At 66.3% G+C, this 20,563-nt stretch carries 17 protein-coding genes, 1 tRNA gene and 1 pseudogene; 14 read left to right on the top strand and 5 right to left on the bottom strand.

Translation table 11 applies throughout. The annotated features are described in order from the left end of the window. Positions 1-131 precede the first annotated feature (131 nt). Complete coding sequence (locus tag AC07Z7_RS08360) at positions 132-743, bottom strand: M15 family metallopeptidase (RefSeq protein ID WP_494765969.1); 612 nt, start codon at positions 741-743, stop codon at positions 132-134. A gap of 154 nt (positions 744-897) precedes the next feature. On the opposite strand from AC07Z7_RS08360, the gene AC07Z7_RS08355 reads away from it, so the two are divergent. Next, positions 898-1,380, top strand: a complete 483-nt coding sequence (locus tag AC07Z7_RS08355; protein WP_094291440.1) for a YqaA family protein — start codon at positions 898-900, stop codon at positions 1,378-1,380. 30 nt (positions 1,381-1,410) lie between these two features. Here AC07Z7_RS08355 and AC07Z7_RS08350 read toward each other — a convergent pair whose 3' ends face one another. From AC07Z7_RS08350 to AC07Z7_RS08335, 4 genes are all read right to left on the bottom strand, one after another. Beyond that, positions 1,411-2,652: a GGDEF domain-containing protein gene (locus tag AC07Z7_RS08350; RefSeq protein ID WP_252659051.1), complete on the bottom strand. Its 1,242-nt coding sequence runs from the start codon at positions 2,650-2,652 to the stop codon at positions 1,411-1,413. Positions 2,653-2,830: 178 nt separating this feature from the next. Beyond that, positions 2,831-3,709 carry an EamA family transporter RarD gene (rarD, locus tag AC07Z7_RS08345; RefSeq protein ID WP_494765968.1) on the bottom strand — a complete coding sequence of 293 codons (879 nt, stop codon included), beginning with the start codon at positions 3,707-3,709 and terminating at the stop codon, positions 2,831-2,833. 128 nt (positions 3,710-3,837) lie between these two features. Further along, entirely contained in the window at positions 3,838-4,932 is a 1,095-nt protein-coding gene (gene ychF, locus AC07Z7_RS08340; RefSeq protein WP_094291443.1) for a redox-regulated ATPase YchF, read from the bottom strand. Between the two features lie 84 nt (positions 4,933-5,016). After that, the gene (locus AC07Z7_RS08335; protein WP_494765967.1) at positions 5,017-5,889 is read right to left on the bottom strand and encodes an MOSC domain-containing protein; all 873 of its coding nucleotides are present in this window, start codon (positions 5,887-5,889) and stop codon (positions 5,017-5,019) included. 94 nt (positions 5,890-5,983) lie between these two features. Here AC07Z7_RS08335 and AC07Z7_RS08330 point away from each other — a divergent pair, with 94 nt between their 5' ends. The 13 genes and pseudogenes from AC07Z7_RS08330 to AC07Z7_RS08270 form a co-directional block, all read left to right on the top strand. Continuing rightward, entirely contained in the window at positions 5,984-7,123 is a 1,140-nt protein-coding gene (locus AC07Z7_RS08330; RefSeq protein WP_494765966.1) for an FAD-dependent monooxygenase, read from the top strand. A 56-nt stretch (positions 7,124-7,179) separates the two neighbouring features. Beyond that, positions 7,180-7,911, top strand: coding sequence for a DsbC family protein (locus tag AC07Z7_RS08325; RefSeq protein ID WP_094291445.1), 732 nt, complete (start codon positions 7,180-7,182; stop codon positions 7,909-7,911). A 25-nt stretch (positions 7,912-7,936) separates the two neighbouring features. Further along, positions 7,937-9,769, top strand: coding sequence for a M61 family metallopeptidase (locus AC07Z7_RS08320; protein ID WP_494765965.1), 1,833 nt, complete (start codon positions 7,937-7,939; stop codon positions 9,767-9,769). Positions 9,770-9,831: 62 nt separating this feature from the next. Further along, positions 9,832-10,611: an enoyl-CoA hydratase gene (locus AC07Z7_RS08315; protein WP_494765964.1), complete on the top strand. Its 780-nt coding sequence runs from the start codon at positions 9,832-9,834 to the stop codon at positions 10,609-10,611. Positions 10,612-10,637: 26 nt separating this feature from the next. After that, positions 10,638-10,714 (top strand) — tRNA-Met (locus tag AC07Z7_RS08310). A gap of 137 nt (positions 10,715-10,851) precedes the next feature. Beyond that, positions 10,852-11,292, top strand: coding sequence for a hypothetical protein (locus tag AC07Z7_RS08305; protein WP_252659045.1), 441 nt, complete (start codon positions 10,852-10,854; stop codon positions 11,290-11,292). Between the two features lie 101 nt (positions 11,293-11,393). Next, positions 11,394-12,740, top strand: a complete 1,347-nt coding sequence (gene miaB / locus AC07Z7_RS08300; RefSeq protein ID WP_252659044.1) for a tRNA (N6-isopentenyl adenosine(37)-C2)-methylthiotransferase MiaB — start codon at positions 11,394-11,396, stop codon at positions 12,738-12,740. Between the two features lie 11 nt (positions 12,741-12,751). Next, complete coding sequence (locus AC07Z7_RS08295; RefSeq protein WP_252659043.1) at positions 12,752-14,209, top strand: sensor histidine kinase; 1,458 nt, start codon at positions 12,752-12,754, stop codon at positions 14,207-14,209. Continuing rightward, positions 14,199-14,909 (top strand): hypothetical protein, encoded by a 711-nt coding sequence (locus AC07Z7_RS08290; RefSeq protein ID WP_494765963.1) that lies wholly within the window; start codon positions 14,199-14,201, stop codon positions 14,907-14,909. Before AC07Z7_RS08295 ends, AC07Z7_RS08290 begins: the two co-directional genes overlap by 11 nt. 11 nt (positions 14,910-14,920) lie before the next feature. Then, the gene (locus tag AC07Z7_RS08285) at positions 14,921-16,339 is read left to right on the top strand and encodes a sigma 54-interacting transcriptional regulator (RefSeq protein ID WP_252659041.1); all 1,419 of its coding nucleotides are present in this window, start codon (positions 14,921-14,923) and stop codon (positions 16,337-16,339) included. 238 nt (positions 16,340-16,577) lie between these two features. Next, the gene (locus AC07Z7_RS08280; RefSeq protein ID WP_494765984.1) at positions 16,578-18,113 is read left to right on the top strand and encodes a glucan biosynthesis protein G; all 1,536 of its coding nucleotides are present in this window, start codon (positions 16,578-16,580) and stop codon (positions 18,111-18,113) included. After that, positions 18,086-20,098: a glucans biosynthesis glucosyltransferase MdoH gene (mdoH, locus tag AC07Z7_RS08275; protein ID WP_494765962.1), complete on the top strand. Its 2,013-nt coding sequence runs from the start codon at positions 18,086-18,088 to the stop codon at positions 20,096-20,098. The genes AC07Z7_RS08280 and mdoH overlap by 28 nt, the downstream gene beginning before the upstream one ends. Positions 20,099-20,348: 250 nt before the next feature. Next, positions 20,349-20,563, top strand: a pseudogene (locus AC07Z7_RS08270) (peptidase C13); the annotation flags it as partial.

The raw sequence follows: 20,563 nt of genomic DNA, 5'->3' as shown, positions 1-20,563 counted from the left end.
GACAGCGAATGCTGAAAAAGGAGGCGGGATTGTACCTGCTCAAAATTTCAGCAAATGAAATGTTCCGGCAACGCTGGCTATCCCCGCGCAGGACCCCATTGGCGATGCACAAAACAGACTTTGAACAGGTTCTAGCGGGCCGCAAGATCGGCACCACCGGCTGGCTCAGGGATGGTGTCGCCATGGCGCTGCGCAAAATGCCACCAGGCATCCGGCAGGTTGTCGAACTGGTGGTGTGCCATGAGGGCGCGCAGCCACTGGCGGTTGTGCACCACGTCCGGCGAATGGCCCGGCGCCGTGGCCGCTGCCCCGGCTTGAAAGCTGCCGGATGGCGTCCCCATGTCCACCACCTGGCCATCGGCCAGCGGCCCCCGCACCACCTGACGGGCCTTCATGCCGTCTACCACCAGCACCTGCACCACCCAGCCGCCGGGGGCCAAGCAGGTGGCTTGCAGCGCCAGGCCCTGGGCCAGCAGCGCGTGGGCAGCGCGCCCAAGTTCTGCGCGGGTGGCGGGCTCGTCCCGGCACAGCGCCCTGTCTTGCGCGGTGTTGATCGCCACAGCTGGGCTGCCTGACCCGGTGGGCCCGGCATTGGACACCACTGCCTGAGGGTGGTGCGCACAAGCCGCCAGCATCAAGGCTGCGATGCCCCCAGCGCAGCCCACCACGCGGGGCCAGGGGGCGAAGCTGCCGGAGTGGCCGGAGCGCGGGCGGGTCTGAGGGGATGCAGCAGTGGCGGGCATGGCGTACTCCTGTCGCGAGATTCGGGGGTGACCAAGCTGCACCTTACAAAACCCCTGCACCCTCGCCCATGCCGGGACAGCGCAGACTGCTGTAGGACAGTGCGCCGGAGCCCCGCATCGCCGTCGGCCGGGAGCCGCACCCTACACTCCCCCCATGGAAATCTGGATGCACCAGCTGCTGGAATGGCTGGCCCTGCCGCAATTTGGCCTGAGCACGGTCTTTGTGGTGTCGTTCGTGTCGGCCACACTGCTGCCCATGGGCTCAGAGCCCGCCGTGTTTGGCCTTGTCAAGCTCAACCCGGACCTGTTCTGGCCCGCCATCGCCGTGGCCACCGTGGGTAACACGCTGGGCGGTGGCGTGAGCTGGTGGATGGGCCTGGGCGCACACCGGGCCGTGGACAGGGCACGCGGCAATGCCACGGAGCTGCGGGCACTGAACTGGCTCAAGCGTTTTGGCCCTCGCGCCTGCCTGCTGAGCTGGCTGCCGGGGGTGGGCGACCCGCTGTGCGCCGTGGCGGGCTGGCTCAAGCTGCCCTTCTGGCCCTGCCTGGCCTACATGGCGGTGGGCAAGTTCCTGCGCTACCTGGTCATGACCACTGCACTGCTGTACTTGATGCCGGGGCAGGTCGGGACGTAGGACAGCAGAGGCGGTCTTCCCCGGACCAGACTACAAAAACGCGTGGCCGCTGTGTTCTGAGAGCAGGGAGTCCCCCTTGGCGATGGGCTCTTCCACCACCACCTGGTTGCGGCCCCCTTCTTTGGCCATGTACATCGCCGTGTCTGCGCGCGAGAAGAACTCCAGCACCGACTCGCCCAGCACGTACTGCGTCACACCAATCGACACCGTCACGCGGCCCTTGAGCAGGCCGCTCCAGGCATGTGTCTCCACCTGGGCGCGGATCCGCTCGCAGGTGTTGAGCGCGGGCAGCAGCGAAGTGGCAGGGAAGATCAGCAAGAACTCCTCGCCGCCGTAGCGCCCGAACAGGTCGCCCCCCCGCACACCCTGCTGCGCAATGCGTGCAAAAGTGCGCAGCACCTCGTCCCCGCCCAGGTGGCCCAGCTCGTCGTTGATGCGCTTGAAGTGGTCGATGTCGAGCACGGCCAGGCACAGCGGGATGCCACTTTCGTCGGCCAGCTGTTTCTGCTCCTCCAGGGCGGCCAGGATGTAGCGGCGGTTGAAGCAGCCCAGCAGCGTGTCGCGCTGCGCGTCCTCCTGGATGTTCTTGATCTTGCGGCTGGCCCGGTACAGGCTGCGGTACAGGTGCTGTACCCGGCCCATGAGAACAATGAATGCGGGCACCGACACCGCCAGCGCCAGCAGGTGCAGCAGCTCCAGGCGCAGCAGCGCGGCATTGTGCTGGTGGCTGTGGTGCAGGCCGATCACCGCTGCATAGGCCACCAGTACCACAGCGGTCAGCGCCAGCAGCGTACGGCGGGGCACGGTAAAAATGCCATATGCCACCGCCACAAACATGAAGGGTGCAAACAGGATCTGCGTGACAGGAGCGAGATAGAACACCACCAGCATGCCGCCAATCGCGGTGGACACAATGGCCAGCTGCAGGTGCCGCAGCCGGATCTTCTGCTGCACGTCGGCACGGAGCACAAGCCAGAACGCCACAAAGCCCACCACCACCATCGCCGCCAGCAGCGCCAGGGCCTCGCCCGCCACCATGTCCAGGGCATAAAAGCCCAGCAGGGCCAGGGCGTAGAGGCTGATCAGCCCCCCAACGGCCCACCACTTCTTGCGCTCATGCCAGTCTCCCCGGGGCCCCAGGCCGTCCAGGGCCCGGCGCCCGGGCCGCACGGCGGTGGAGGCTGCAGACGACGAGTCGTCGAACTCCAGCACGGCGTCGGTCAGGGGGAAAGCGTCTGTCGCCGAGAACAGGTTTTTGCGTGCAAAGAACATGCGGGGGCAGGCACATGCCTGGGTTTGTTCGGAAAACAGGGGGCCGAATGGCGAAGGGCCCAGGCGCGGATCCTCAGCACCGTGCAGACGATCCCTTGGAACCGCGCGCGATCTTACGTGGAACTGACACAAACAATCTGCGCGTTTTCCAGTAGCGCCACCGCTTGCCCCGCCCCGTTCAGGCAGCCGCCACCCGCTGGCGCATCCACCAGCCTTCGAGGCTGTAGACCACCAGTGCCCCCCAGATCAACACGAAACCCACCAGCCGCGCGGGCTCGAAGGCTTCGTGAAAAATCCAGACCCCCAGAGCGAACTGCAGGCTGGGCGAGATGTACTGCAGGATGCCCAGCGTGGACATCGGGATCAGGCGCGCGCCCGCTGCAAACAACAACAGGGGCACAGCCGTCATGGGGCCCGCCAGCACCAGCCAGCCAATGGCGGCCGCGTCGCCTTGTACCAAGGCCCCCTGCCCTTGCCAGGCCCACCACCCCAGCACGGCGGCAGCCGCCGGCGCGAGCATCAGGGTTTCCAGCGCCAGCCCTTCGAGCGCGCCAAGCACTGCCACCTTGCGCAGCAGGCCATAGAACCCAAAGCTCAGCGCCAGCACCAGCGCGATCCAGGGCAGGCACCCGGCTTGCAGCGTGAGCCAGAGCACACCCGCAGCCGCCACGGCCACGGCCAGCCACTGGCCCGGGCGGGGGCGTTCGTGCAGGAACACGAAACCCAGCGCCACATTCACCAGCGGCAGAATGAAGTAGCCTAGGCTGGCATCCACCACATGCTGGTTCTGTACGGCCCACACATAGGTCAACCAGTTGCCGGACAACAGCACGGCTGACAACGCAAAGGCTCCCAGCACGCGCGGCTGGCGCGCCACGGTGGCCATCCAGGCCCAATGCCGGCGCACGGCCAGAAGCCCGAGCACCACCACCAGCGACCACAGCGTGCGGTGCATCACGACCTCGAGCGAGGGCACATCCGCCACCTGCCGGAAGTACAAGGGGAACAGGCCCCAGGCGATGTAGGCGAGCGCGGCGTAGAGAATTCCGGTGTTCATGGGCAAGCCCGCTGGAAAGTGGAAAGAGAGACGCAGAGAGGGCCGAAAAAAATCCCTGCCAGCCAAGCAGCCGGACAGGGACGGGACCATGGACCCATTCGCAGGTCCTCAGGCAGGTCAGGGGTGGGTCAGACGTTGAACAGGAAGTTCAACACATCGCCGTCCTTGACCACATACTCCTTGCCTTCGGCGCGCATCTTGCCCGCATCCTTGGCGCCTTGCTCGCCCTTGTAGTGGATGTAGTCGTCGAAGGCGATGGTCTGGGCGCGGATGAAGCCGCGCTCGAAGTCGCCGTGGATCACACCGGCCGCCTGGGGCGCCGTGTCGCCCACATGGATGGTCCAGGCACGCACTTCCTTCACACCGGCCGTGAAGTAGGTCTGCAGGCCCAGCAGCTTGAAGCCTGCGCGGATCAGGCGGTTCAGGCCGGGCTCTTCCAGACCCAGCTCCTGCAGGAACATGTCGCGGTCTTCGTCTTCCATCTCGGCCATTTCGGCTTCGATCTTGGCGCAGATGGCCACCACCGGCGCACCCTGGGCTTCGGCATAGGCCTTGAGTTTGTCCAGCAGCGGGTTGTTCTCGAAACCGTCCTCGGCCACGTTGCCCACAAACATGGCGGGCTTGGCCGTGATCAGGCAGAACTGCTTGAGCAGGGGCGCATCTTCCTTGCTCACGGCAATCGTGCGCGCGGGCTTGCCCTGGTCCAGCGCAGCCTGGATGGGGGTGAGCAGCGCAACGATCTTGGCGGCCTCCTTGTCGTTGCCGGACTTGGCCGCCTTGCTGTAACGATTGAGCGCCTTCTCGACCGTGGCCAGATCGGCCAGGCACAGCTCGGTCTGGATGACTTCGATGTCCGCAATCGGGTCCACGCGGCCCGCCACGTGAATCACGTTGGGGTCTTCAAAGCAACGCACCACGTTCACGATGGCATCGGTTTCACGGATGTGCGCCAGGAACTGGTTGCCCAGGCCTTCGCCCTTGGATGCCCCCGCCACCAGGCCGGCAATGTCCACAAACTCGACGATGGCGGGCACGATGCGCTCGGGTGAAATGATCTGGGCCAGCTGCTGCAGGCGCGGGTCGGGCACTTCCACCACGCCGGTATTGGGCTCGATGGTGCAGAAGGGGTAGTTTTCGGCGGCAATGCCGGCCTTGGTCAGCGCGTTGAAGAGGGTGGACTTGCCGACGTTGGGCAGGCCCACGATGCCGCATTGGAGGCTCATGGCAGGGCTTTCTGGAATTCGGAGACAAACCGCCGATTTTACGGGGCTGCCAGCTCCCCCCTTCCATCGCCCCCGGTTACTGCGTCACTCGAACCGCAAATCGGCCGCCACGCGCTGCCCCACACGCAGCACCTGGCCCGCGCCTTGGCGCACGATGGCGTTCATGCCAAAGGTGATGGCGCCATCCACGCGCTTGTCCTGGCGGTAGGTGCGCAGGGTGTCGCCCACCTCGGGGCTGGAAGTCGCCGTGGCCGGATCGATGTCGGGGATGGGGCAGCGCGCGCAGGGTTTGACCGGCTGCAGGTGAATTTCGCCGTCCGCGCCCCCGTCCACACGCACCAGGTCCACCCGGTCTTCATCGTGGGCATCAACGCCAGCCAGTACCACGTTGGGCCGGAAGCGTTCAATGCCCACTGCCGTATGGCCTGCAGCGGCCAGCCGTCCATTGAGCTCGTCCATCGAGGCCTCGCTGGCCACCAGGATGGGGAACCCGTCTGCAAACTGGTTGGGCACCTCCAACCCGTTCGTCCACTCCAGGCTCGACAAGCGCCGGTGCTCGGGGTCAAACCGCACCAGCCGGCAGGGTTGCCCGAGGAAGTCCGTGAACCACTGGGCAGCGACGGCCCCCATGTCCCAGGCGGGTACAGTGTCGCGCCACACGGTCACGGTGGCCGGTGCCTCGACGGCGTCCACCGCCACATGCAGGGCCAGCATGCCGGGCGCACGCAGCACCATCTCGTCGCTCTTGAGCTGTGGCCGGATCAGCGCCATGCGCGGCAGGGCGCGCTGGGTCAGGAACATGCCGTCGGCATCCACCACCATCCAGGCCCGGTCCAGGTCCAGCCCGGTGTCCGTGAGCAGTGCTTCCTGCACCTCGATGCCCGCACAGGACTTGATGGGGTACACAAACAGCCGCGCAATGGTGCCGGACAAATCGGAATCGGGGTTGAAGCTCACAGCCAGGGGTTCCTCTTGAGAAATGGCGACAGGGCAGAAACCGCAATTCTGCCTTGTGGCTTTGGGGTGCAGGCGCCCTCCTACAATGGCCGCCATGGCCCAAACCTTTGATATCTGTATACGCGGCGCCGGCATTGTGGGCAGGACCTTGGCATTGTTGCTGGCACGCGAGCGGCTGAAAGTGGCCCTGGTGCCTGCCCCCGCCCCGGTCAGCAAGGCGGCCGACGTCCGGGCCTATGCCCTGAACACTGCGTCGCGCCAATTGCTCGAATCCCTGCGCAGCTGGCCGGATGCCGAGCACGCGACGGCCGTGCGGCAAATGCAGGTGCAGGGAGATCAGGGCGGCGCCGTGGTGTTTGAGGCTGGGTCGCAGGGCGTGGACGCGCTGGCCTGGATCGTGGATGTACCCGCCCTTGAAGCCCGCCTTGCCGAGGCAGTGCGGTTCCAACCCCAGGTCGAGGTGGTAGACGCCCCGGTGGCCGCGCCACTGACCGTGGTCTGCGAGGGCCGCGCCAGCAGTACCCGGGCCGAGTTCGGTGCCCGTTTCGAGGTCACGCCCTACGCCCAGCATGCCATCGCCACCCGCGTGCGCTGCGAACACCCCCATGGCCAGGTTGCGCGCCAGTGGTTCCTTCCCGATGGCATCCTGGCTTTTTTGCCCCTGGATGGCGCCGAGGGGAACTCTGTGGCCGTTGTGTGGTCCGTCCCACAGGAGCAGGTCGCATCCTTGATGGCCCTGCCCCCCGAAGATTTCACCCAGGCGCTGCAAACCGCCAGCCAACAAGTGCTGGGCACGCTGACCTTGTGCGCAGATCGTGCCAGCTGGCCTTTGCAGTTGGCCAAGGCAGACCGCTGGTGTGGCAGCACGCCCGCTGCCGGGGCCAGCCCCCGCAACGAGGGCAGTTGGGTGTTGGCAGGCGATGCAGCCCACAACGTGCATCCCCTGGCGGGGCAAGGGCTCAACCTGGGGCTGGCCGATGTGCAGGCCCTGGCCGAGGTGCTGCGCACGCGTGACTACTGGCGCAGTGTGGCCGACTTGCGGCCGCTGCGGCGCTACGAACGCGAGCGCAAGGCGGCCCTGGTTGCCATGGGTTTGGCCACAGACGGACTGCAGCAGTTGTTTGCACGTCAGGAAGCCCCCTGGCAGGCGCTGCGCAACTGGGGCATGAAGGGCTTTGAACGCAGTGGCCCGCTGAAGGATTTTGTGACCCGCCGGGCCATGGGGATGCGCTGAAAACACGTTGGGACGCCCATGCGTCCTGCAAGGTATCGAGACTGAACGAGAACACCATGAAACTGACCAACTGCCTGCTGGCCATTGCCGCCATGACCCTGAGCCTGAGCGCGACAGCGCAAGAGGCCACCATCCGCAAGGCGCTGGCTGAGCGCATTCCCCAGATGGACAAGATCGACGAGGTCCGGCCTACGCCCATGGCGGGGTTGTTTGAGGTGCGCATCGGCACCGACCTTTTCTACACCGACGCCAAGGGCAACTATGTGATCCAGGGCGAGTTGATCGACACCAAGGCGCGCCGGAACCTCACGGAAGACCGCATCGCCAAGCTCACGGCCGTCGACTTTTCGGCCTTGCCGCTCAAGGACGCGTTCACCATCGTACGCGGCGATGGCAAGCGCAAGGTGGCAGTGTTCGAAGATCCCAACTGCGGCTACTGCAAACGCTTTGAGCGCGACATGCAGAAGGTGGACAACGTCACGGTGTACCTGTTCCTCTACCCCATCCTGAGCCCCGACTCTGCCGAAAAATCACGCAACATTTGGTGCTCGAAAGACCAGGCGGGTGCCTGGCAGGACATGATGGTGCGCGACAAGCCTGTCGCCTCGGCCAGCTGTGACACCAGCGCCCTGCAGCGCAACCTGATGTTCGGCAAGAAACACAAGATCACCGGCACGCCAACGCTGATCTTTGCCAATGGATCCCGCGTGCCTGGCGCCATCGGTACGCAAGAAGTGGAAAAACGCCTGGCGGAAGCCAGCAGCGAGACCTCTGGCACAACCAACTGATTCCGAGCACCTCCGCCCCGCCCCCATGCCCTCCCCACGCAGCACCCAGCCCGCCGAGGTTCACTACCGCATCACTCCATCCGACCTGCATGCGCACCTGTTCCGCGTCTCGCTAACCATCGCCCGTCCTGCAGCGCTGCAGGAGCTGTCCTTGCCCGTCTGGATCCCGGGCAGCTATCTGGTGCGGGAGTTTGCGAAAAATCTGCAGGAGCTGGGCGCGCGCCAAGGCAAACGTGCGTTGCCCCTGGCCCAGCTTGACAAGCATCGCTGGCAAGTGGCCTGCACGCCGGGCAAGCCGCTGGATCTGACTTACACCGTCTGCGCCTACGACAACTCGGTGCGCACGGCCTGGCTGGACGCCTCGCGTGGCTTCTTCAACGGCACCAGCCTGTGCCTGCGCGTGCATGGCCAGGAAAAGTACCGCCACACGCTGGACCTGGCCCGCACCGCTGCCACCGCGCAGTGGTCCGTGGCCACGGGGCTCCAGGCGCTGGCCACCGACAAGCAGGGCTTTGGCCTGTATGGCGCTGCCGACTACGACGAACTGGTGGACTGCCCTGTAGAACTGGGCCCGTTCTGGGTGGGCCGCTTCAAGGCCAGCGGCGTTCCCCACCAGTTTGTGGTGGCCGGTGCGGCCCCCTCTTTTGACGGCAAGCGGCTGCTGGCCGACACCCAGAAGATCTGCGAAACCGCCATCCGTTTCTGGCATGGCGCCGAGGGCAAGGCGCCGTTCAAAAGTTACGTGTTCATGCTCAATGCCGTGGCGGACGGCTATGGCGGGCTGGAGCACCGCAACTCCACGGCCTTGATTTGTGGCCGCCGCGACCTGCCCCGCCAGGGAGAGCCCCGGGCCAGCGAGGGCTACACCACGCTGCTCGGGCTGATCAGCCACGAATACTTCCACACCTGGAACGTCAAGCGCCTGCGCCCTGCCGAGTTCGCCACGTACGACTACAGCCGGGAGAACTACACCGAGCTGCTGTGGTTCTTCGAAGGTTTCACCAGCTACTACGACGATCTGCTGCTGCGCCGCGCCGGGCTGATCGATGACGCCACTTACCTCAAGCTCATCACCAAGACCATCAACCAGGTGCTGCAAACCCCGGGCAGGGCCGTGCAAACCGTGGCCCAGGCCAGCTTCGATGCCTGGGTCAAGTACTACCGCCAGGACGAAAACACGCCCAATGCCACGGTGAGCTACTACACCAAAGGCTCGCTGGTGGCCCTGTGCCTGGACCTGGCCCTGCGCCGCGAAGGCAAGACTACCCTCGACGCCGTGATGCGTGCCCTGTGGGCCCGCACGGCAGGCGGCCCGATGGCCGAGGCCGACCTGCGGGCGGTGCTGGAACAACTGGCGGGCCGCTCCTTCGATTCGGAGCTGGCGCAATGGGTGCACAGCACCTCTGAGCTACCGTTGGCCGATCTGCTGGCCGCTCACGGCGTGACCCTCAAGGCCGAAGCCCCCCAACTGGCCCAGCGCCTGGGCCTGCGCGTGGCAGAGAACCACAGCGTGCAGGTCAAGACCGTGTTGCGCGGCGGCGCCGCCGAAAAGGCCGGCATGGCGGCAGGCGACGAGTGGCTGGGCCTGGAAGTGCAAGGCCAAGGCTGGCGCATTGGCAAGCTGGATGACGTCACGTTCTACGCAGGCACCGAGACGGCCTTGACTGCCATCGTGGCCCGGGACGGGCGCCTGCTGCGGCTGCCGCTGGCACTGCCCTCCACCGCTGGCGGCAAGGCTGGTGAGGCGGCCACCAGGACGCGCGGCAAAGCCGCCCCTGCGCAGTTGGCACAGCCTGCAGTGGACACGGTCAGCCTGACCCCCACCGACACGGCGGCGCTGGTGCGCTGGCTGGCCTGACGGCGTGACCGGGTTGGGTATATTCCCTGCGCTGTCACAACAATCCATACACAGGAGATTTCATGGCCTACGAAACCATCGAGGTTCGCGTTGATGCGGACAAGGTCGGCGTCATCACGCTCAACCGCCCCAAACAGCTCAATGCACTGAACGACCAGCTGATGAACGAGCTGGGCGCAGCCCTCAAGGCGTTCGATGCCGACGAGAACATCGGTTGCATGATCGTCACGGGCAGTGAGAAAGCCTTTGCAGCGGGCGCCGACATCGGCGCGATGGCCAAGTACAGCTTTGCCGACACCTACAAGGGCGACTACATCACCCGCAACTGGGAGACGATCCGCTCCATCCGCAAACCCGTGATTGCCGCCGTGAGTGGCTTTGCACTGGGCGGTGGCTGCGAGCTGGCCATGATGTGCGACTTCATCATTGCCGCCGACAACGCCCGCTTCGGCCAGCCAGAAATCAAGCTGGGCGTGATCCCCGGCGCTGGCGGCACGCAGCGCCTGCCCCGCGCCGTGGGCAAGTCCAAGGCCATGGACATGGCCCTCACCGGCCGCATGATGGACGCCGCCGAAGCCGAACGCGCCGGACTGGTCAGCCGCGTGGTGCCTTACGACAAGCTCATGGACGAGGCCTTGGGCGCGGCCATCATCGTGGCGGGCTTCTCACAGATCGCCGTGATGGCCGCCAAAGAGTCGGTGAACCGGGCGTTCGAAGGCACGCTGTCCGACGGCGTGATGTTCGAGCGCCGCCTCTTCCACGCGCTGTTTGCCACCCAGGACCAGAAGGAAGGCATGGACGCTTTCATGAACAAACGCACAGCCAACTTCACACACCAATAATTTTTGTTCTATAATATTGGTCTTGCGGTCGTATAGCTCAGTTGGTTAGAGCGCAGCATTCATAATGCTGATGTCGGTGGTTCAAGTCCACCTACGACCACCATATCGAAACCCACAGTGCGGCAACTCACTGTGGGTTTTTTCTTTGAGGTACCGGCTTTCGCAGCCCGACAGTCTGCCGGTGGGGCCTCCCCGCACCGCCTCCCCTAAAATCGTGACTTCAGCCCCTGGATGTAAACCATGAACCGCTGCAACACTCCCACCTCAACCCCTATCTCCCGCCGTCGGCATGCATGGCTCGTGGCCCTGGCCTGCGGCACCCTGATGTCTGTCGCCTTGCCAGCGGCCGCCCAGGTGGAGCCCGGACTGGGCATGAACCGTCCCTTCCCGGAAGCCGCGCTGCGCGGCACACTGACCCTCTCGACCACCGCCGAAGCCGTGCTCAACGGCAAATCCATCCGCATGGCGCCCGGGATGCGGCTGTTCAGCCCCCAGAACACCCTGGTCATGGCGCACACCGTGCTGGGCCAGACCTTCAAGGTCAACTACGTGCTGGAAGCCAGCACCGGCATGCTGCACGCGGCCTGGATCCTGACCGAGCGTGAGGCGGCGCAACCCCGCAAGGGCAGCGACAGCACAACCAGCAACATCACGACCGGCTCTGGCGCCGTTCTGAAGTAATTCCTGCGGGTGCGGCCCTGGCGGCCACGCCCTTGCGACCTCCACAGCCCCTCTCCGCGCCCTGCTGGCGACGGTGACCATTTGCTATTTGCGACATTGCCATGGCCAAAAAAGTCTTTATCAAAACCTTCGGCTGCCAGATGAACGAGTACGACTCGGACAAGATGGCCGACGTGCTCAATGCCGCCCAAGGCTACGAGCCCACCCAGAACGTGGACGAGGCCGACCTCATCCTCTTCAACACCTGCTCGGTGCGCGAAAAGGCGCAAGAGAAAGTGTTCAGCGACCTGGGCCGCATCAAGCACCTGAAGGCACGCGGCGTGAAGATTGGCGTGGGCGGCTGCGTGGCCAGCCAGGAAGGCGCCGAGATCATCAAGCGCGCACCCTATGTGGACGTGGTGTTTGGCCCGCAAACCCTGCACCGCCTGCCCGAGATGTTGAACCAGCGCGAGCAACTCGATAAGCCACAGGTAGACATCAGCTTCCCCGAGATTGAAAAATTCGACCACCTGCCGCCCGCCCGCGTCGAGGGTGCCAGCGCCTTTGTGTCGATCATGGAAGGCTGCAGCAAATACTGCAGCTACTGCGTGGTGCCCTACACCCGTGGCGAAGAAGTGAGCCGCCCGTTTGACGACGTGCTGGTGGAAGTGGCGGGCCTCGCCGACCAGGGCGTGAAGGAAATCACCCTGCTGGGCCAGAACGTGAACGCCTACCTGGGCAAGATGGGGGGCACGGCCGAGATTGCTGACTTTGCGCTGTTGCTGGAATACGTGTCGGACATCCCCGGCATCGAACGCATTCGCTACACCACCAGCCACCCCAACGAGTTCACACCCCGGCTGATCGATGCCTATGCCAAACTGCCCAAGCTGGCGAGTCACCTGCACCTGCCCGTGCAGCACGGCTCTGACCGCATCTTGATGGCCATGAAGCGCGGCTACACCGCCATGGAATACAAGAGCACGGTACGCAAGCTGCGCGCCATCCGACCCGACCTGGCCATGAGCAGTGACTTCATCGTGGGCTTCCCCGGCGAGACCGAGGACGACTTCAACAAGATGATGAAGCTGATCGACGACATCCACTTCGACAATAGCTTCAGCTTCATCTTCAGCCCCCGCCCCGGCACACCCGCGGCAGGCCTGCACGACGACACACCGCACGACGTGAAACTGCGCCGCCTGCAGCACCTGCAGGGCGTCATCAACGCCAATATCAAGTCCATCAGCGAAAGCCGCGTGGGCACGGTGCAGCGCATTCTGGTGGAGGGCGCCTCCAAACGCGACGCCACCGAGCTGATGGGCCGCACCGAGTGCAACCGCGTCGTCAACTTTGTGGGCCAGCCCCGCCTGGTGGGCCAGATGGTGGATGTGACCATCACCGAAGCCAAGGCCTACACCCTGCGCGGCGAGGTGCTGGTGCGTGAGGGCGCCGCCCTCCCGGCCTGACCCCTCGGCGCATGGCCCCAAACCCCACGAGCCCTCCGCAGGCTCGCCCACACGGCCCATCGTTTCAGCAACTGCTGCTGCTCGCCTTCTTGCTGATTGCGGCTGTGCTGGGCGCCAGTGCCCTGCGGGCAGTGTTCACCCTCGAAGCCTTGATGGGCCAAAGCCAGGCCAGCGCCGCCCAGGCGGCCGCGCTGAACGTGGCGGCCCAGGCGCTCAACCAGCGCGGCCAGGCCATGGAGCGGTCGGCACGGCAGTCGCTGGTGCTGAACGATCCCCTGCTGCGCCAAAGCTTTGACGACATGGCCGCCGATGCCCAGGGCATCGTGCGCCAGCTGAGCGACGCGGGCCTGCCGCCCACCCAGGCACAGCAGTGGCAGGCCCATATGCAAACCGTGCACGACTTGCTGCGCGCCCCGCCCTGGCAGTCGCTGGAAAACGAACGCAGCGTGGCCGAAGAGTTCGTGGCGCTCGACACCCTGCATGCAGCCATCACGCAGTCGGTGCAAGAACTCAACGCCCGCCAGGCCAGCGAACTGCAGGCGCGGGTGGACGCCAGCCGCCGCACCGTGATGCACCAGCTGGTGGGGGCGATTGTGCTGGCGCTGGTGCTGGCGCTGTGGCTGGGCATCTGGCTGGCGCGCCCCTTCAAGCGGCTGGAGCGTGCCATTCGCCGCCTGGGCGAGAACCAGCTGGAACAACCCGTGGCCATCACCGGCCCTGCCGACGTGCGCCGCGTGGGCCAGCAACTGGAGTGGCTGCGCCTGCGGCTGGTGGAGCTGGACGCCGACAAGGCGCGGTTTTTGCGCCATGTCTCGCACGAACTCAAAACCCCGCTGGCCGCACTGCGCGAAGGCGTGGCCCTGCTGCAAGACGGCGTGACCGGCGCGCTCAGCGAGGGCCAGAAAGAAGTCACACAAATCCTGCACCAGAACACCCTGGTGCTGCAAGGCGAGATCGAGGCGCTGCTGCGCTTCAACGCCGCCGCGTTCGAGGCCCGCCAGCTGCAGCGGCGCGAGACCGACTTGGTCGCCCTGCTGGAAGACCTGGTGGAGGCCCAGCGCCTGCAATGGCAGGCCCGCAGCCTGCGGGTGGAGGTGAGCGGCGAGCGCACCGTGCTGCTGCTGGATGCGGAGAAAATCACCTCGGCCATGGGCAACCTGCTGTCCAACGCCATCCGCTTCTCGCCCGAGCAAGGCACCGTGCGCATGGCCGTCTCGCGCGCCCCCGGCCAGGTGCGGGTGGATGTGACCGATGAAGGCCCCGGCGTGGCCCCCGCCGACCGGGCCCATGTGTTTGAACCCTTTTACCGGGGCGAACGCCAGCCTGAGAACGCCGTGCGCGGCACCGGCATCGGGCTGTCCATCGTGCAGGAATACATCCATGCGCATGGCGGCCGGGTGCAGGTGCTCCAGATGCCAGGCGACGCTCCCCGCTCTTTTTTCCGGATTGAATTGCCCGATGTTTCCTGAACCACAAGCCTCGCCGACCCACCGCCCAGCGTACCGGGGGGTGCCCTGGTGCCTGCGCGCCGCCCTGTGCGTGGGTGCAGCATGGCTGGCTGGTTGCGCCACAGCCCCTACACCGCCGGATGGGGCCCCGGTGGCGACAGCTGCCCCTGCGGTTGAGCCGGCCCCGGAGCCCGCTGCCACCCCGCCCGAGCCACTGGCACCTGAAAGCGATGAGCCCACCACACCGCCCAAAGACCTGCTGCGCGACACTCTCGCCTATGCCGACCGCACCCTGGGCGCGAGCGGCATCGAGCTGGCACGTGAGGCCGCCCGCCTGTCGGACCTGGACGAGAACAAGCCCTCGCGCGCGCTGCGCCTGGCGCTGGTGCTGGCCCAAAGCCGCCAGCCCGCAGACACGGCGCGCGCTCTGGGCCTGGTGCAGCGCACCCTGACCAACCCTGCCGCCCAAGACCTGCACCCGCTGGCCCGCCTGCTGGAGGCGCGCCTGACCCAGCAGCGCCGCCTGGAAGAGCAGCTGGAACGCCAGGCCCAGCAGCTGCGCGATGCCCAGCGCCGCAACGACCAGCTGAGCGAACGCCTGGAGGCCGTGCGCGCCATCGAACGCAGCCTGACCACACGCCCCGCACCGGCAGCCCCGGCCACACCGCCCCCGGGCGCAGCGGCCAGCGGCGCAGGCAACAACGGCAACGCCAAACCCTGAGGCACCACGCCATGCCAGCATCCACACGTCCATCCGAGCCGCGCAGCACCGCGCACCGCATCCTGGTGGTGGATGACGATGCCGACATGCTGCGCCTGCTGTCGCTGCGCCTGAAGGCAGCCGGGCACGAGGTGGTGGCCGTGGGTTCGGCCGAGGCCGCGCTGGCGCAACTCGACATGGCCCGGCCCCAGCTGGTGCTGAGCGATGTGCGCCTGCCGGGCAAGGATGGCCTGGCGCTGTTTGACGAGGTGCACGCGCGCCACCCTTCGCTGCCAGTGATCCTGCTCACGGCGCACGGCACCATCCCCGATGCGGTCGAGGCCACATCGCGCGGTGTCTTCACCTACCTGACCAAGCCCTACGACGGCAAAGAGCTGCTGGAAAAAGTGGCGGAGGCCCTGGCCCTGAGCGCCCCTGCCCTGCACCAGGCCCATGCCAACGAAGTCTGGCGGGCCGACATCGTGAGCCGCTCGGCCCGCATGACCGACCTGCTGGCCGAGGCCTACCTGGTGGCCCAGTCGGACGCCAGTGTGCTGCTGCTGGGCGACAGCGGCGCCGGCAAAGAGCTGCTGGCCCAGGCCATCCACCGGGCCAGCCCGCGTGCCAGCAAACCCTTCGTGGCCGTGAACTGCGGCGCCATCCCCGAGGCGCTGCTCGAATCCGAGCTGTTCGGCCACGTCAAGGGCGCATTCACCGATGCGGTCAGCAACCACAAGGGCCTGTTCCAGGCGGCCGAGGGCGGCACGCTGCTGCTGGACGAGATTGGCGACATGCCACCCGCCCTGCAGGTCAAGCTGCTGCGTGTACTGCAAGAACGCGCCGTGCGGCCCGTGGGCGCAAGCCAGTCCATCCAGATCAATGTGCGCATCATCTCGGCCACACACCGCAACCTGGAAGCAGCCATGGCCGCAGGCCAGTTCCGCGAAGACCTGTACTACCGCCTGAACGTGGTGACCTTGCAGCTGCCCACACTGGGCGAGCGGCGCGAGGACATTGCGCTGCTGGCCAACCATTTTCTCGACAGGCTGGCCCGCAAGTACGACAAGCGCCTGTCGGGCTTTGCGCCCGAAGCCCTCAAGGCGCTCACGGCCGCCGCCTGGCCCGGCAACGTGCGCCAGCTGTACAACGTGGTCGAGCAGGTGTGCGCCCTGTCCACCACACCGCTGGTGCCGCTGTCGCTGGTGCAGCGCGCCCTGCGCATTCCCTCGGCGCAGGTGCTGAGCTTTGCCGAGGCGCGCCAGCGCTTTGAGCGCGAGTATCTGGTGGACCTGCTGAAAATGACCGACGGCAATGTGGCCGATGCCGCGCGCCTGGCGCAACGCAACCGCACCGAGTTCTACCGGCTGCTGCAAAAACACGCGCTCACGCCCGGAAACTTCAAGACCGACGCGCCCGAATCCGACGACGTCGCCGATGAGCGACACGATTAAGTCATTGATTTTTCTAAGTTTTCTCTGGTGACGTCTCCATGCCGTCGCCAAATGGCGACAAAAAGACCGATTTTTGGCGGCTGCCAGTACCCCGCACAACTGCTTACGTGCAGATGGCAGCGTAAGTCACTGATTTAAAACAGTTTTCTCAAGCTGGCACAGGGTTTGCCCTAGTGCCGGCATGCAAGCTGTTTTTTCCTGCCGCCTACGTGCCACTGGCCACTCCCTGTGGACTGCGGTGGTGCTGCTCACCACCCTGCTGACCGGGGTAGCCCAGGCACAGACACCGGGCCCGGCCTTCGATTTCGACACCGTCACCCGCATCGCACGCGAGCGGGCCGAAAAGCCCTACCAAGCCGCCAGCGACACGCTGCCTGCAGACCTCGCGCAGCTCGACTACGACCAGGTGCGCGACATCCGCTGGCGCCCCGACCGCGCCCTGTGGCGCGCCGACAAGTTGCCGTTTGAAGCGATGTTCTTCCACCTGGGCCTGTACCAGAAAGAACCCGTCCTGATCAACGAAGTCACGCCCCAGGGCGTTCGCCACATCAGCTACCGCAGTGCCGACTTCGACTACGGCAAAAACAAAGTGCGACCCGACGCCTGGGGCGACCTGGGTTTTGCGGGCTTTCGCCTGCACAACCACCTCAATACCAGCGTCTACAAGGATGAGCTGGTGGTCTTCCAGGGCGCCAGCTACTTCCGCGCTTTGGGCAAAGGCCAGCAGTACGGCCTGTCGGCCCGAGGGCTGGCCATCGACACCGTGGGCGGCAGTGGCGAAGAGTTCCCGCGCTTCACCGAGTTCTGGCTGGTGCGGCCCGACCCGCTGGCCACCCAGGTCACCGTGTATGCGCTGCTGGACTCGCCCCGCGCCACCGGGGCCTACCGCTTTGACATCCAGCCCGGCACGCAAACCACCACCACGGTGCGCAGCCGCATCTTTGTGCGCCCCCCCACGGGCAACGGCAGCGCCAAGTCCATCGCCACGCTGGGCATTGCGCCGCTGACCAGCATGTTCTTCTTTGGCGAGAACCAGCCCCGCAAGGGCGACTTCCGACCCGAGGTGCACGACTCCGACGGCCTGATGGTGGCCACGGGCGACGGCGAATGGCTGTGGCGCCCGCTGCAAAACCCGCAGCAGACGCTGGTCACCTCGTTCGCCACCCACAACCCCAAGGGCTTCGGCCTGATGCAGCGCGACCGCCAGTGGGCCAGCTATGAGGACGTGGAGGCCCGCTACGAACGCCGCCCCAGCGCCTGGGTGCGCCCGCTGCACGACTGGGGCGCAGGCCGCGTGGAGCTGGTGCAGCTCAACACCCCCGATGAGACGCACGACAACATCGTGGCGTACTGGGTGCCCGCCCAGATGCCGTCACCCGGCCAGCCGCTGGAGTTTGCGTACGAGCTGAGCTGGCAGGGCGATACGCAGCAGCGCCCGCCCAGCGCCTGGGCCACGCAATCGCGGCGCGGCATGGGCTACTCCAAACAGCCCGCCGAAGCACTGCGCCAGCAGGTGCAGTACGTGGTCGATTTCGACGGCCCGGCCCTCCAGGCCCTGCCCGCCGACGCCACGGTGAAGGCGGTGGTGACCAGCGATGCCAATGGTCAGGTGCTGGAAAACATCGTCTACCGCAACCCAGCCACCAGCCAGTGGCGCATGACCGTTCGCATCCAGCGCCAGCAGGCCGACCGGCCCATCGAGCTGCGCGCTTTTCTCCAACACGACAACCACGCTGTGAGTGAAACATGGACGCACATCATTCTTCCCGAGTAAGCCCCCCGGTGCCCGCCCATCCGCCCCGCAGCCCCCTGCGCGAGGAGCGGCACCCCAATGCCGTCACCGCGCCACCACTGCAGCGAGGATCCATGGTGCCCCTGCCCTGGCGCGGGTTCTGGAACAGCGTCGGCACGGCACTGCTGCTGCAGCTGACCGGCCGGGGCCGCAGCAATGCCCCCCATGCATCGCCAGCCGACCGCCCCCCACAGGCCTGGGAACAGGCAGCGCAGCGCCGCCGCTGGACCTTTGCCCTGCTCACCGTGCTGGCCACGGCGCTGGCGAGTTTTCTGTTTGCAGGCGTGCAGCCCGACTACGACAACGCCTGGCTGGGCTACGGCCAGATTGCGCTATTTGCACTGCTGTCGGCCTGGGTGGTCACCGGCTTTCTCACCGGGTTGATGGGCTTCTGGGTGATGTTGCGTGGCGACCCCCATGCGCTGTCGGTGCGCAGCGTGGCAGGGCATGCGCTGGCCCCGGAGACACGCACTGCGATCATCATGCCGATCTGCAACGAGGATGTGGCCACGGTGTTTGCCGGGCTGCGTGCGACCTGCGAGTCGGTCGCCTCCACCGGCCACGGCGCCAGCTTCGACGTGTTCGTGCTGTCCGACAGCAACGACCCCGCCATTGCCGCCGCAGAGCGCGCGGCCTGGGAGGCCCTGCGCAGCGCCCTGGCGCAACACAGCCCACAGCCCCAAGTGCAGGTGTACTACCGCCTGCGCACGCGCCGCACGCACCGCAAGGCGGGCAATGTGGCCGACTTTTGCCGCCGCTGGGGCAAGGACTACCGCTACATGGTGGTGCTGGACGCCGACAGCGTGATGAGCGGTTCCTGCATCGTCTCCATGGCCAAGCTGATGGAGGCCAACCCTTCTGCCGGCATCATCCAGACCGCCACGCAGGCCATTGGCCACGTCACGCTGCATGCCCGCGCGCAGCAGTTTGCATCGCGCGTCACGGGCCGCCTGTTCACGCTGGGCATGCAGTACTGGCAGCTGGGCGAGTCGCACTACTGGGGCCACAACGCCATCATCCGCGTGGCGCCCTTCATGCAGCACTGCGCGCTGGCGCCCATCCCCGGCAAGGGGGGCCTGGCGGGCGGCATCATGAGCCACGATTTTGTCGAGGCCGCGCTGATGCGCCGCGCCGGTTACCACGTGTGGCTGGTGTCCGACCTGGTCGGCAGCTACGAGCAACAGCCGCCCGACCTGCTGGCCGAGCTGCAGCGCGACCGCCGCTGGTGCCAGGGCAACCTGCAGAACGCGCGCCTGATGGCCGAGCCCGGCATCCACCCCGTGCACCGCTCCATGTTCGTCACCGGGGCCATGGCGTACCTGTCGGCGCCGCTGTGGCTCGCCTTCCTCACGCTGGGCACGGCGCTGTGGCTGTCGGGCGCCAAGCTGGTGGCCGACTGGCACATCCTGCCCGCCGAATTGCTGGCGCTGTGGGCATGGACGCTGTGCCTGCTGTTCCTGCCCCGCATCCTGGGCGTGGCCGCCGTGTTCATGCGGCGCGAGCAAAAGGAATATGGCGGCACCTTCAGCCTGCTCAAAAGCGCCGCGCTGGAGAGCGTGCTGGCCATCTTGCAGGCCCCCATCCGCATGCTGGCGCATTCGCTGTTTGTGCTGATTGCGCTCACCGGCCTGAAGCTGGAATGGAAGTCGCCCCCGCGCGAAGCCCATGCCGTGCCCTGGCGCCACGCGGTGCGCCAGCTGGCCCCGATGAGCGGGGTGATCGGCCTGCTGGCCCTGGGCGTGGCCCTGATCGACAGCAGCGCACTGCTGTGGCTGATGCCCGTGGGCCTACCGCTGGCGCTGGCGATTCCGCTGGCGGTCTGGACCAGCCAGATCGCCCTGGGCCAGGCCTTGCGCGCACAGCGCCTGCTGCTGATCCCCGAGGAATCCTGGTCTCCCCCGGTGCTGCGCCGCGCCTGGCTGCATGCCAGCCGCCTGGCCCGGCCCGCGCCGCTGGCGGCTTTGTGACAATGTGAAAAATCAGGCACAAACCACAAGCCGGTGTCCGCACCGGCTTTTTCGCATTTACTATATATTTGATAGCAATAAAGTGTTTACCATCGAGCGCAGATGCCTTAGAAACCTTCAAACTTTGGGCCTCTATGCCCTGTAACCCGTGCCTGGCAAGTCGTTACGATGCGTGTCCTTTTCACCTGGCCCCTGCGCCCAGACCGTTCTGCCTGACGGTGGTCTGCGGCACTGCGCGGCCCCGCTATCGATGCCACCTCTTCTGTTGTTCCCTGCCGCCCGCTGGCGGCTGATCCAGGCCAGCGCACTGGCCCTGACCCTGGCCCTGGTGGGCTGCGCCCAGCCCACCCCGGCGCCGCCCCACAAGCCCGTCCCGATCGCCACCCCGGCGCCCCCACCTCCGCCCCCCGAACCGCCCGGGCGCATCATCTTTGCGGGCTTTGCGATGCACTCGCAGGCCAAGGC

This window comes from Acidovorax sp. GW101-11A03 (genome assembly GCF_059424825.1).
The sequence above is the reverse complement of the archived record's forward strand: the minus strand, read 5'-3'. Positions and strand labels throughout refer to the sequence as shown.

Coding starts and splice junctions, on each gene's coding strand:
- AC07Z7_RS08360 (WP_494765969.1), bottom strand. CDS start 743: ATGCCCGCCACTGCTGCATCCCCTCAGACCCGCCCGCGCTCCGGCCAC.
- AC07Z7_RS08355 (WP_094291440.1), top strand. CDS start 898: ATGGAAATCTGGATGCACCAGCTGCTGGAATGGCTGGCCCTGCCGCAA.
- AC07Z7_RS08350 (WP_252659051.1), bottom strand. CDS start 2,652: ATGTTCTTTGCACGCAAAAACCTGTTCTCGGCGACAGACGCTTTCCCC.
- rarD (WP_494765968.1), bottom strand. CDS start 3,709: ATGAACACCGGAATTCTCTACGCCGCGCTCGCCTACATCGCCTGGGGC.
- ychF (WP_094291443.1), bottom strand. CDS start 4,932: ATGAGCCTCCAATGCGGCATCGTGGGCCTGCCCAACGTCGGCAAGTCC.
- AC07Z7_RS08330 (WP_494765966.1), top strand. CDS start 5,984: ATGGCCCAAACCTTTGATATCTGTATACGCGGCGCCGGCATTGTGGGC.
- AC07Z7_RS08325 (WP_094291445.1), top strand. CDS start 7,180: ATGAAACTGACCAACTGCCTGCTGGCCATTGCCGCCATGACCCTGAGC.
- AC07Z7_RS08320 (WP_494765965.1), top strand. CDS start 7,937: ATGCCCTCCCCACGCAGCACCCAGCCCGCCGAGGTTCACTACCGCATC.
- AC07Z7_RS08315 (WP_494765964.1), top strand. CDS start 9,832: ATGGCCTACGAAACCATCGAGGTTCGCGTTGATGCGGACAAGGTCGGC.
- AC07Z7_RS08305 (WP_252659045.1), top strand. CDS start 10,852: ATGAACCGCTGCAACACTCCCACCTCAACCCCTATCTCCCGCCGTCGG.
- miaB (WP_252659044.1), top strand. CDS start 11,394: ATGGCCAAAAAAGTCTTTATCAAAACCTTCGGCTGCCAGATGAACGAG.
- AC07Z7_RS08295 (WP_252659043.1), top strand. CDS start 12,752: ATGGCCCCAAACCCCACGAGCCCTCCGCAGGCTCGCCCACACGGCCCA.
- AC07Z7_RS08290 (WP_494765963.1), top strand. CDS start 14,199: ATGTTTCCTGAACCACAAGCCTCGCCGACCCACCGCCCAGCGTACCGG.
- AC07Z7_RS08285 (WP_252659041.1), top strand. CDS start 14,921: ATGCCAGCATCCACACGTCCATCCGAGCCGCGCAGCACCGCGCACCGC.
- mdoH (WP_494765962.1), top strand. CDS start 18,086: ATGGACGCACATCATTCTTCCCGAGTAAGCCCCCCGGTGCCCGCCCAT.